This is a genomic window from Yoonia vestfoldensis, from assembly GCF_002158905.1.
GTDB classification, from domain to species: Bacteria; Pseudomonadota; Alphaproteobacteria; order Rhodobacterales; family Rhodobacteraceae; genus Yoonia; species Yoonia vestfoldensis_B.
Genome location: NZ_CP021431.1, coordinates 1,879,681 through 1,891,577, shown reverse-complemented (window position 1 = coordinate 1,891,577; position 11,897 = coordinate 1,879,681). Strand labels below are relative to the sequence as shown.

Annotated in this window: 12 protein-coding genes; 10 read left to right on the top strand and 2 right to left on the bottom strand. The window is 63.4% G+C overall.

The window, feature by feature from the left end:
* The first annotated feature begins 152 nt into the window (after positions 1-152).
* On the top strand, positions 153-836 hold the full coding sequence (locus tag LOKVESSMR4R_RS09340; RefSeq protein WP_087207802.1) for a DUF3047 domain-containing protein: 684 nt from the start codon (positions 153-155) through the stop codon (positions 834-836).
* A gap of 45 nt (positions 837-881) precedes the next feature.
* Here LOKVESSMR4R_RS09340 and LOKVESSMR4R_RS09335 read toward each other — a convergent pair whose 3' ends face one another.
* Both LOKVESSMR4R_RS09335 and LOKVESSMR4R_RS09330 read right to left on the bottom strand, forming a co-directional pair.
* Positions 882-1,790, bottom strand: coding sequence for a sugar kinase (locus LOKVESSMR4R_RS09335; RefSeq protein ID WP_087207800.1), 909 nt, complete (start codon positions 1,788-1,790; stop codon positions 882-884).
* Positions 1,787-2,491 carry a GntR family transcriptional regulator gene (locus LOKVESSMR4R_RS09330; protein WP_087207798.1) on the bottom strand — a complete coding sequence of 235 codons (705 nt, stop codon included), beginning with the start codon at positions 2,489-2,491 and terminating at the stop codon, positions 1,787-1,789. The genes LOKVESSMR4R_RS09335 and LOKVESSMR4R_RS09330 overlap by 4 nt, the downstream gene beginning before the upstream one ends.
* Before the next feature lie 129 nt (positions 2,492-2,620).
* Here LOKVESSMR4R_RS09330 and uxaC point away from each other — a divergent pair, with 129 nt between their 5' ends.
* The 9 genes from uxaC to LOKVESSMR4R_RS09285 all read left to right on the top strand — a co-directional run bounded on the left by uxaC (position 2,621) and on the right by LOKVESSMR4R_RS09285 (position 11,872).
* The gene (uxaC, locus tag LOKVESSMR4R_RS09325) at positions 2,621-4,024 is read left to right on the top strand and encodes a glucuronate isomerase (RefSeq protein ID WP_087207797.1); all 1,404 of its coding nucleotides are present in this window, start codon (positions 2,621-2,623) and stop codon (positions 4,022-4,024) included.
* Between the two features lie 26 nt (positions 4,025-4,050).
* Complete coding sequence (locus tag LOKVESSMR4R_RS09320; protein WP_204248749.1) at positions 4,051-5,034, top strand: TRAP transporter substrate-binding protein; 984 nt, start codon at positions 4,051-4,053, stop codon at positions 5,032-5,034.
* Positions 5,035-5,197: 163 nt separating this feature from the next.
* The gene (locus LOKVESSMR4R_RS09315) at positions 5,198-5,719 is read left to right on the top strand and encodes a TRAP transporter small permease (RefSeq protein WP_087207795.1); all 522 of its coding nucleotides are present in this window, start codon (positions 5,198-5,200) and stop codon (positions 5,717-5,719) included.
* Between the two features lie 3 nt (positions 5,720-5,722).
* Positions 5,723-7,003, top strand: a complete 1,281-nt coding sequence (locus LOKVESSMR4R_RS09310; RefSeq protein ID WP_087207792.1) for a TRAP transporter large permease — start codon at positions 5,723-5,725, stop codon at positions 7,001-7,003.
* 7 nt (positions 7,004-7,010) lie between these two features.
* Entirely contained in the window at positions 7,011-7,322 is a 312-nt protein-coding gene (locus LOKVESSMR4R_RS09305) for a cupin domain-containing protein (protein WP_087212930.1), read from the top strand.
* Between the two features lie 12 nt (positions 7,323-7,334).
* A complete protein-coding gene (kduI, locus tag LOKVESSMR4R_RS09300; protein ID WP_087207790.1) occupies positions 7,335-8,159 on the top strand; it encodes a 5-dehydro-4-deoxy-D-glucuronate isomerase in 825 nt (274 codons plus the stop codon).
* Between the two features lie 8 nt (positions 8,160-8,167).
* Positions 8,168-8,911: a 2-dehydro-3-deoxy-D-gluconate 5-dehydrogenase KduD gene (gene kduD / locus LOKVESSMR4R_RS09295; protein ID WP_087207788.1), complete on the top strand. Its 744-nt coding sequence runs from the start codon at positions 8,168-8,170 to the stop codon at positions 8,909-8,911.
* Complete coding sequence (locus LOKVESSMR4R_RS09290; protein ID WP_087207786.1) at positions 8,889-10,343, top strand: mannitol dehydrogenase family protein; 1,455 nt, start codon at positions 8,889-8,891, stop codon at positions 10,341-10,343. Before kduD ends, LOKVESSMR4R_RS09290 begins: the two co-directional genes overlap by 23 nt.
* Positions 10,340-11,872 (top strand): UxaA family hydrolase, encoded by a 1,533-nt coding sequence (locus LOKVESSMR4R_RS09285; RefSeq protein ID WP_087207784.1) that lies wholly within the window; start codon positions 10,340-10,342, stop codon positions 11,870-11,872. The genes LOKVESSMR4R_RS09290 and LOKVESSMR4R_RS09285 overlap by 4 nt, the downstream gene beginning before the upstream one ends.
* Positions 11,873-11,897 lie beyond the last annotated feature (25 nt).

Genomic DNA, 11,897 nt, shown 5'->3' with positions numbered 1-11,897 from the left:
AAAAGGCTTCGGAAACTCACCAACTTGTGTCCGGCGGGGCCGGTTCTGTCATGTCGCAGATCACGGCAAAGTGACGTTTTGCATGAAACGCACCTGCGGCGCTGGCCGTATCTGATAAAGACATAATTGTATTTTTGCGAAAGGAGTGATCCATGACCGCTTTGTTCACCCGTCGCCGGGCGCTTGTCAGCGGCCTTGGGCTGGCTGCCGGTGCTGCGGGCTTGCTGACAGCAGGGCGCGCGGCAGCGACGCCGGTGCCTTTTGATGCGGCATGGGAGCATCTGACCTTTCGGCGCCTGACGCCGAACCAATTTACCCTGCGGGGCACAAATGTTGATGTGGTCGCGGATCGGTCGTCCTCGATCCTCTACCGGGTGCTGCCGGTGGATTTGCGGCGCGCGCGGCGCGCCACATGGTCCTGGGCAGTAGACCAATCGGTGCCGCCCTCTGATCTGTCGCAGATCGGCAATGATGACCGCAATCTGGGCATGTTCTTTGTCAGCATGCCCCCCGAGGCCGCCGCCAAAATCCGCCCCGACACCAGCATCCGCCGGATGATGCTGCATTCCGCAGCGCAGGTGCTGATGTATACCTGGGGCGGTGGCCAGCCCCCCGGCACGATCGTGCCCAGCCCGCATGCGCCGCAGCGTCTGCGCAATCTGATCACGCGTCCGGCCCAGCCCGGACAGTTTTTCGAAGAGGTCGATCTGACGCAGGATTTTCCACGGGTTTTCGGACAGGATCTGCAACAGCTTGTCGCGGTGGCGATTTCGGCCAATAGCGAAAACAGCGGCACCCGTGTTGTGGCGCGGGTGTCGGACCTGCGGGTGCTTTGACAGGCGTTTTGCATCGCGGATGGGGTGCCGCGCGCGGCGCTGTGGTCAGGCGTCGTGGTCCAAGGCGACCAGCGCCCCGATCTGGCCGATCACGGCTGCGGCAAGGCTGGCCCCGGCATGGCCTGCCTGTTCCAGATCGCCCTGCTGCAGATAGCTGGCCAGAAAGCCCGCGTTGAAACTATCGCCTGCGGCGGTGGTGTCCACGACATCGGTCACGCGGGGCGGGGTCAGCGTCAGCGATTGATCCGCCGTTGCCAGGATCATCGGGTCTGCCCCGTTCTTGACCACGACCAGCGCCACGCCCGCCTCGCGGTAGCGGCGCGCGGTGGCGGCTGGGGTCGGATCATTGAACCAGCCCGCCTCATCCTCGAACGAGGGCAGCGCGATATCGCTCAGTGCGGCGGCCTGCATCACCGTCTCGGTCATGGTTTTGGGATCGGGCCAAAGGCGCGGGCGCAGATTGGGGTCAAAGGCGACCTTGCCCCCCGCTTGGCGAAAATCGCGCAGCAGATCGAACAGGCGCGCGCGGGCCTCTGGCGGCAGGATCGCCAGCGTAATCCCCGACAGATAGGCCAGATCCGCCCCTTGCAAGGCCGCGCGCAAAGCCCTGTCATCCGCAAGCATCCGGCGCGCCGCGCTTTGCCCGCGCCAATAGCTGAAACTGCGTTCGCCATTGGTCAGGCTGATCATGTAAAGCCCGACACTGCTGTCGTCGCGCTGCGCGATATGGGCCGTGTCCAGCCCCGCAGCAGCGATGAACGCCAGCAGTTTATCCGACAGGGCATCCTGGCCCAGCGCGGTGAAATAGGCGATCTGATCGCTGGCGGGCAGCAGCTTGCGCAGATACCAGGCCGTGTTCAGCGTATCACCGGCAAAACCCGCGCGGTAAAGATCATCCGCCCCCGCAGGGGCCAGCTCGACCATCGCCTCGCCAATCGCGACGATGCGGGTCATGCGCTGGGTTCGCTTTCGAACCAGGCGTGTTTTTCGAACCGAAGCCGGTCGATCAAATCGGCAATCCGCGACAGGTGCAGACGCATCGCATCGGCCGCTGCCGTCGCATCGCGGCGGATCAGATGGTCAAGGATATCGCCATGATCCTTGATCACCTGCGGCGAGGCAAAGCTGAGCGACAGCATCCGCACGCGGTCCATATGGGCCTTGTTTTCATTGATCAGATCCCAGGCGAACCCGACATGCGAGCGTTGGCAGATTTCATGGTGGAACTGGTCGTCAAGCTGGTGGAACAGGCGTTTGTCCTGTGCGGCATGGGCCTGTTGCTGGGCGGCCAGCAGATCTGCCAGGGCTGCGTGATCGGCGGGCGTCAGGCGGGTGGCCGCAGTGCGGATATTTTCGACCTCGATCGCGGTGCGGATATAGCGGGCGCGCAAAACGGCCGATTCCGAAATCAGGCTGACAGTGGTGGACCGCTGCGGCCGGATCACCAGAAACCCCAGTTTCGACAGCCGGTAAAAGGCGTCGCGCACCGGTTGGCGCGACACTTCCATCTGGCTGGCGACATCGATCTCGGACAATTTCGCGCCGGGGGGCAGTTCCAGCGACAAGATGCCGGCCTGCAGGCTTTCAAAGACCTGATCCGCAATCGTGGGCCGGTCAGGTGGGGCCAGGGCCCGCAATGCCGATGAGGCTGCCATGGGACGATCTCCGCTTTTCTGTCTTTTGCAGTTTAGCGGCAAAGAACCCGCGTTGACAAGGTTGGTAATCTAGAATATTAGTCTATCGGACGCGGCGGGGAGGCCGCTTGCAGGCTGGGGAATCGTGTCATGCTGCTGGACCAGAACCGTCTTTTCCCGCTGGAAGGCAGCGCCCGAGGCTTGGCGCGCGCGCTTTATGACCAGATCGGCGGTCTGCCGATCATCAGCCCGCATGGCCATACCGACCCGCGCTGGTTTGCCGAGGATGCGGCCTTTGCCGATGCGGCGCAGCTTTTTGTGACGCCGGATCATTATGTGTTCCGGATGCTGTTTTCCCAAGGTGTCGATCTGGATGCGCTGGGGGTGCCACGGGCCGATGGCCATGCCGCGCAACGCGACGGGCGCGCGATCTGGCGGCTGTTCGCGCAGAATTTCCACCTGTTGCGCGGCACGCCCTCATGGATCTGGCTGACCCATGCTTTTGCCGAGGTCTTTGACATCCACGACCGGCTGACGCCCCAGAATGCCGATGCGCTTTATGACCGGATCACCGATAGCCTGGCGCAACCCGCATTCCGGCCGCGCGCCTTGTTCGCGCGGTTCAATATCGAGGTTCTGGCCACCACCGAAAGCGCGCTGGATGATCTGCGCTGGCACCGGATGATCCGCGACAGCGGCTGGCAGGGGCGGGTGATCACCGCCTATCGGCCCGATGCGGTGGTTGATCCGGAATTTGATGGTTTTGTCGGCAATCTGACCCGTCTGGGCGAATTGACCGGCGAGGATGCGATGACCTGGGCGGGCTATCTGGCGGCGCATCGCGCGCGGCGCGCCTATTTCATCGGTTTCGGGGCCACGTCTTCGGATCACGGCCATCCGACCGCGCGCACCGAAAACCTGTCTGCACAGGATGCGGCGGCGCTGTTCGATATCGTCAAGACCGGCCGCGCCACAGCCGAACAGGCCGATGCTTTCCGGGGCCAGATGCTGACCGAAATGGCCCGGATGAGCCTTGATGACGGGTTGGTCCTGCAAATCCATGCCGGCGCATGGCGCAACCATTCCGCCCCGATGTTCGCCGCTTTCGGGCGCGACAAAGGCTTTGATATCCCGACGCGCACCGATTTCGTGCGCAACCTGAAACCCTTGCTGGATGCCTATGGCACCGACCCGCGCCTGTCGGTGATCGTGTTCATGCTGGATGAAACCACGCTGTCGCGCGAATTGGCGCCTTTGGCGGGGGTCTATCCCGCGCTGAAACTGGGGCCGCCCTGGTGGTTTTTCGACAGCCCCGAAGGGATGCGCCGGTTCCGCGAACTGACCACGGAAACCGCGGGCTTTTATAATACCGTCGGCTTTAACGACGATACCCGCGCCTTTTGTTCGATCCCCGCCCGCCATGATGTGGCGCGGCGTGTGGATTGTGCCTATCTCGCCACGCTCTGCGCCAGCGGACGCATGGTCGAGGAGGACGCATTCGAGGTCGCCCATGACCTCGCATACCGGCTTGCCAAACAAGCCTATCGGCTCTGACAGGGCCATCAACGGGAGGAGAGACCATGACAATCACCAAGACATTGACCGCCGCATTGCTGGCCAGCGTGGCCTTTGTCGGCCAGGCGGCTGCGGCCTGCGAAATCACCTTGCGGTCGTCGGATACGCATCCGGACGGCTATCCCACGGTCGAGGCCGTCAAACATATGGGGGCCTTGCTGCAAGACCGCTCTGACGGGCGCATCTGCATCGAAGTGTTCCATTCCGCGCAGCTGGGCGAGGAACGCGACACGATCGAACAGACCCGCTTTGGCGTGATCGATTTGAACCGCGTCAGCATGGGGCCGTTCAACAACCTTGTCGAACAGACCAAGGTCGTGTCGCTGCCCTTTATCTTCCGGTCGGTGGATCACATGCACCGGGTCATGGATGGCCCGATCGGTGACGAAATCCTGGCCGCGTTTGAACCGCATGACCTGATCGGTCTGGCCTATTTCGACGGCGGGTCGCGCAGTTTCTACAACAGCCAGCGCCCCATCGAATCCTTCGAGGATATGGCCGGTCTGAAGATCCGCGTCATGCAATCGGATATCTTCGTGGATATGATGACCGCGATGGGCGCCAGCGCCACGCCGCTGCCTTATGGCGAGGTCTATTCCTCGATCCAGACCGGCGTGATCGACGGCGCGGAAAACAACTGGCCCTCGTTCGAATCCTCGGGCCATTACGAGGTTGCGGGCTATTACACGCTCAACGAACATCTGATCGTCCCCGAAGTGCTGGTCATGTCGAAGCAAAGCTGGGACGGGCTATCCGCTGATGACCAGGCGCTGGTGCGCCAGGCGGCGCGCGATTCAGTGCCGGTGATGCGCGAGATGTGGGCCGCACGGGAAAAAGCCTCCGAAGACCAGGTGCGCGCGGCGGGTGTGCAGATCATCACCGATATCGACAAGACCCCGTTCATCGAAGCCATGGTGCCGGTCTATGAAAAGCATGTGACCTCGGATGAATTGCGTGATCTGGTCATGCGGATTCAGGCGACCGAATAAGCGCTTGCCACAGGCAGGTTGACAGGCCCTGGCACGGGCGGGGAAACCCTTTCGTGCCAGGGCGCAAGATAGGCGACAAATCCGGCGCGGCCAGACAGCGGTGCGGCAGACAGGGATTTCACAAGATGGGCCAAGATCACATCGCGTTCAGCGGGGCCGCGTCATGCAGCAACGGATGATCGGCATCGCGGGGCTGCTGGGCCTTTTGGCGCGCGGCGCGCTTTGGGTTGCGGGGATTGCGCTGGTCGCGATGACAGCGCTGGTCGCAGCGCAGGTTTTTGCGCGCTATGTCGTCGGCGCGCCGCTGACATGGACCGAGCCGACCTCGATCCTGTTGATGGGCTGGTTCATCCTGCTGGGTGCGGCGGTCGGCACGCGCGAAGGCTATCACCTCAGCTTTGACGTGCTGTTGATGGTGCTGCCGCAGCGGATCGTGCGGGTCCTGCATTCGGTGTCGGATCTGGTGGTTGCGGGGTTTGGCGCGGGCATGGCCTGGTTCGGCTTTGAGCTGCTGACCCGCACATGGACCGCCAGCATGCCGACGCTGGGCCTGCCCGGCGGTGTCGCCTTCATCCCGCTGACCCTAAGCGGGGTCTTGATCGTGATCTTTTCGGCCGAACGGCTGGCGCGGCGGGCCGCTGGCCTGAAAACCGCGCGTTTCGGTGACGAAGTGACAGAGGAATAGCAGATGGAACTTTACGTCTTATTCGGCACTTTCGTCTTTCTTTTGCTGATCGGCACGCCGGTCGCCTTTTGTCTGGGCGTGGCGTCTTTCGCGACGGTCGTCTATCTGGGACTGCCGCCCCTGGTGGTGTTCCAGCGGCTGAATTCGGGCATTTCGGTCTTTGCGCTGATGGCGATCCCGTTTTTCATCTATGCGGGCGATCTGATGGTGCGCGGCGATATCGCGCGGCGGCTGGTGGCGCTGGCAGGCGCGCTGATCGGGCATCTGCGCGGCGGGCTGGGGCAGGTCAATATCGTGGCCTCGGTGATGTTCGGCGGCGTTTCGGGATCGGCGGCGGCTGATGCATCCGCGGTGGGCGGGCTGATGGTCCCGCAGATGAAGGAACGCGGCTATGGCGCTGATTATGCAGTCAATATCACGGTTGTTTCATCCATTATCGCGCTGATGCTGCCGCCCTCGCATAACCTGATCATCTATTCGATCTCGGCGGGGGGGCGGCTGTCTATCGCGGATCTGTTCACCGCCGGCATCATCCCCGGCCTGCTGCTGGCGCTGTCGCTGATGGTAGCGGCCTGGATCGTGGCGCGCAAACGCGGCTATCCGACCGAGCCTTTCCCCGGTCTGCGGATGCTGGGGGTTCTTTTCGTTTCGGCGCTGCCGGGGCTGATCTTGGTGGCGATCATCTTTGGCGGGGTGCGCTCGGGGGTGTTCACCGCCTCTGAAAGCTCGAATATCGCGGTGGTCTATGCGCTGTTCATCACGCTTTTCGTCTATCGCTCTTTGCCATGGGGCGAATTTGTCGCCGCGACGATGGGGGCGGTGCGCACAACGGCGATGGTGCTGCTGGTGATCGGCTGTGCGGCGTCTTTTGCCTGGTTGCTGGCCTATCTCAAAGTGCCGACCGCGATCGTCGATTTCATGCAAGGTGTCTCGGACAATCCGATCCTGATCCTGCTGATGATCAACCTGGCCCTGCTGATGCTGGGCACCTTCATGGATATGTCGCCGCTGATCGTGATCACCACGCCGATCTTTTTGCCGGTGGCGCAGGCTTTCGGGGTCGATCCGGTGCATTTCGGGATCATCTTGATCCTGAACCTTGGCATCGGCCTCTGCACACCGCCCGTGGGGGCGGTCTTGTTTGTCGGCTGCGCGGTCGGGCGGATTTCCATCTGGGAGGCCGTGCGCACGATCTGGCCGTTCTATCTGGCCGCTTTGGTGACGCTGATGCTGGTCACCTATATTCCCGCGCTGTCGCTTTGGCTGCCCGCGCAATTCCGGTGAAAAGATGATGACAGCTTTCCCCGTGATCCCCACAGGCCCCGATGTGACCCGGCAGGTGCTGGCGGATGCCCCCGATCTGATGGTGGTGGCCTTCCGCTTTGCCAAGGCCGGTGCCGCTGGCGCGATGCACCAGCATCCGCATCTGCAAGCGACTTATGTTGCCTCTGGCCGGTTCCGGTTCACCATCGGCGACAGCGTGACAGAGGTCGGGCCGGGCGACAGTTTCATCATCCCCTCGGAGACCCCGCACGGGGTTGTCTGTCTGGACCCCGGTCAGCTGATCGACAGCTTCACCCCCCGCCGCGACGATTTTCTATAAAGGATCCATCCCATGCTGCATGTCGAAACCCGCCACGCCATCCACCAAGACCACGCCAAAGGCATGGATACGGCGACGCTGCGCCAGCATTTCCTGACGCCGGATATGTTTCAGCAAGGCCAGATCCGGCTGGTCTATACCCATTACGACCGTTTCGTGATGGGCGGTGCGGTGCCCGATGGCGCGGATCTGACGTTGGATCATGTCGATGAAACCCGCACGCCCTCGTTTCTGGACCGCCGCGAAATGGGCATCGTCAATATCGGCGCGACGGGCAGCGTCACCGCCGCAGGCCAAACCCATGCGATGAACAAAGGCGATGTGCTGTATCTGGGCATGGGGTCGGGGCCTGTCACCTTTGGCGGGCAGGGGCGGTTCTATATCACCTCGGCCCCGGCGCATCGGGCCTGTCCGACCCGGCTGATCACCGTAGAAGATGCGGTCGAGGTCAATCTGGGCGCGACCGAGACATCCAACAAACGCATCATCCGCCAGTTCATCCACCCGCTGGTGATGGAAAGCTGCCAGCTGGTTTTGGGCTATACCACCTTGCTGGACGGGTCGGTCTGGAACACGATGCCCGCCCATGTCCATGACCGCCGGATGGAGGCTTATCTTTACTTCGGCATGACCCCCGAGGCGCGCGTCCTGCATCTGATGGGCGCCCCGACCGAGACCCGCCATCTGTTCATCGCCAATGAACAAGGCGCCTTGTCGCCGCCCTGGTCGATCCATGCGGGGGCGGGGATCGGGTCTTATACGTTCATCTGGGCGATGGCGGGCGATAATATCGATTACAAGGACATGGATATGCTGCCCGCCGAGGCCCTGCTGTGACGGGCGTTATGAATGGCGCATTTTCCCTGACAGGCCGCCGCGCGCTGGTGACCGGGGCCAATACCGGCATCGGGCAGGCCATTGCACTTGGTCTGGCACAGGCCGGGGCCGCGGTGGTCTGCGCCGGGCGTCGCTCCTGTGACGACACCGAAGCGCTGATCACGGCCGCAGGTGGGTCCGCATCATCGGTGCTGGTCGATTTCACCGATCCGATGGCGGGCCAAGACCTGTTCGCAGGCCAGGATTATGACATCTTGATCAATAATGCGGGCATCATCCGCCGCGCCGATGCCGTCGATTTCACCGAAAATGATTGGGACTCGGTGATGGATGTCAATCTCAAGGCGCTGTTTTTCACCACCCAGGCCTTTGCGCGCGACCTGATCGCGCGGCAGATGCAGGGCAGGGTGGTCAATATCGCCTCGCTTTTGTCGTTTCAGGGCGGCATCAGGGTGCCGTCCTATACGGCGTCCAAACATGGGGTCGCGGGGCTGACGAAACTTTTGGCCAATGAATGGGCGGCCAAGGGGATCAACGTCAATGCCGTCGCCCCCGGCTATATCGCCACCAATAATACCGAGGCTTTGCGCGCCGATCCCGACCGCAATCAGGCGATCCTTGACCGTATCCCCGCCGGGCGCTGGGGCGATCCTGCCGATATCGCGGGGGCGGCGGTTTATCTGTGCACGCCTGCGGCGGCCTATGTTCATGGCGCGATATTGAATGTCGATGGAGGCTGGCTTGCACGATAATCGTCTGACCCGCAGCAAGACCCCGCGCCCCGGTGTCGGCATCGTCCATCTGGGGCTGGGGGCGTTTTACCGCGCCTTTGGTGCCATCTATGTGGCCGAGGCGATGCAGGCCGCAGGCGGCGATTGGGGCGTGATCGGTGTTTCATTGCAAAGCCCCGGCACACGCGATGCTTTGGCCCCGCAGGATTGGGCCTATACGTCGGTGACCTTGCGCCCCGAAGGCGATCTGGCCCAGGTGATCGAGGTGCTGGACCATGTGCTGGTCGCCCCCGAAGACCCCGCCGCCGTGCTGCGCGCGATGGTCGATCCCGCCGTGCGGATCGTTTCGCTGACGGTGACCGAAAAAGGCTATTGCCATGCGCCTGCCACCGGGGCGCTGAACCGCGATCATCCTGATATCATCCACGATCTGGCGCATGATCTGCCGCGCTCTGCGCCGGGGTATATCGTGCGCGCCTTGCAATTGCGGCGGCTGGCGGGCCATGCGCCCTTTACCGTGCTGACCTGCGACAACCTGCCCGAAAACGGCAAGCTGGTGCGCGGTGTCGTGCTGGATCTCGCGCGGCTGATCGACCCGGCCCTGGCCGATTGGATCGCCGAAAAGGGGCGGTTTCCGGCGACGATGGTGGACCGGATCACCCCTGCGACAACCCAAGACGATATCGCGCGCGTGGCCCGCCTGACCGGCCGCCATGACGCGGCCCCGGTGTTGCACGAAGATTTCCGCCAATGGGCGATCGAGGATGATTTCGTCGGGGGCGCGCGTCCCGATTTCGCCGCCGCCGGGGCCGCGCTGGTGCCGGATGTGACCGCCTATGAACATATGAAATTGCGGATGCTGAACGGCACCCATTCGGCGCTGGCCTATCTGGGCTATCTGGCGGGGCATGAAACGATTGCCCAAACCGTGGCGGACCCCGATTTCGCGGCTTTCCTGCGCGCGCTTTGGGCCGATGAAATCGCGCCCGTCGTCGATGCGCCCGCAGGCGTCAGCCTGCCTGATTACGCCGAGGCGCTGTTTGAACGCTATGCCAATCCCGCGATCCGGCACCGGACATGGCAGATCGCCATGGATGGCAGCCAGAAACTGCCGCAGCGGATCTTGGGCACGCTGGCGGCCAATCTCGATGCCGGGCGCGCGGCGCCGGGGCTCTGCCTCGTGGTGGCGGGCTGGATGCATTATGTCGCGGGCAAAGATGAAAAAGGCGCGGCGATTGATGTCAAAGACCCGCTGGCCGCGCAGCTGCGCGCGATCTGCGATGCCGCCGACAGCCCCGCCGACAGGGTGCGTGGGTTGCTCGCGGTCAGGGCCGTGTTTCCCGCAACGCTTGCCGCGCGGATCGAGGGCCCCGTGATCGCTGCCGCCGAAGACCTCGCGCGGCATGGGGCAAAGCAGGCGGTGGCCGCATGTGCGCAAAGTGTAGTGGCATGACACCCGCAGCACCGACCCTGCGTCTGCATCCTGCGGATAATGTCGCGGTGCTGACCGCGCGCGCGGCGGCGGGCGCTGATCCGTTGGGTTGCGGACGCCCGTTGGCTGTCGCGATTGCGGCGGGGCATAAGCTGGCCACCCAAGCGATCCCGCGCGGCGCGGCGCTGCGCAAATTCGGCCAGGTGATCGGGCAGGCCACCGCCGATATCGGCTTGGGCGATCATGTGCATAGCCATAATTGCGCCTTTTCCGCGCATGATCAGGATTACGCGATAGGGGCCGATCTGGCAGCAGCGCAGGCCATGGTGCCGGTCTGTGCACCGCGCAGCTTTGACGGCTACCGCCGTGCGGATGGGCAGGTCGGCACGCGCAATTACATCGCGCTTTTGGCCACGGTGAATTGTTCGGCCACCGTGATCCGCCGGGCTGCGGCGGAAATCGAGGCCGAAGGCAGCCTGCAGGGTTACACCAATATCGACGGGGTGATCGCGCTGGCACATGGGACCGGCTGTGGCATGGCGGCTGCGGGACCGGGGTTTGATATTCTGGACTGCGTGCTCTGGGGCTATGCGACCCATCCCAATGTGGGGGCGGCCGTCTTTGTCGGGCTGGGCTGCGAGGTGATGCAGATCGCGCGGATGCGCGCCAAGGCGGGCGATGCCGGCAGCGACCGGTTTCATGCGCTGACCATTCAGGATAGCGGCGGCACCCGTGCCACCATCGACCGGATCAAGGCGCATCTGCGCGCGATCCTGCCGCAGGTCAATCAGGCGCGGCGCAGCCCCTGTCCGGTCGCCAGCCTGCGTGTGGGGCTGCAATGCGGCGGGTCGGACGGGTTTTCCGCGATCACCGCCAATCCGGCGCTCGGGGTGGCCTCGGACCTGCTGGTCGGGCTGGGCGGCACTGCGATCCTGTCCGAAACCCCCGAGATTTACGGCGCCGAGCAATTATTGCTGCGCCGCGCCAGCAGCGATGCGGTGGCGCGCAAGCTGATCGACCAGCTGCGCTGGTGGCAAGATTACGCAGCCCAGGGCGGCGGGTCGATGGATAACAATCCCTCTCCGGGCAATAAACAGGGCGGGATCACGACGATCCTTGAAAAATCCCTGGGCGCGGTGGCCAAGGCCGGGGCGACCCCGCTGATGGCGGTTTATGATTACGCCGAAAAGGTGCGCGCGCCTGGCTTTGTCTTCATGGATACGCCGGGCTATGACCCGGTCTCGGCCACTGGCCAGATCGCGGGGGGCGCGCAGATCATCGTCTTTACCACGGGGCGGGGGTCGGCATTCGGGTCCAAACCTGCGCCGACGATCAAGCTGGCGACGAATGACCTGCTGTTCGCCAGCATGACAGATGACATGGATCTGAACTGCGGCGACGTGGTGTCAGGCGGCGTCAGCCTGTCGCAAAAGGGGGCGGCGATCCTTGATCTGATCATCGCCACCGCCTCTGGCGCGCCCAGCAAATCGGAAATGCTGGGGCTTGGCGATCATGAATTCCTGCCCTGGCAGATCGGCGCGGTAATGTAATGCAGATAGCGAAAAGACAGGTGAG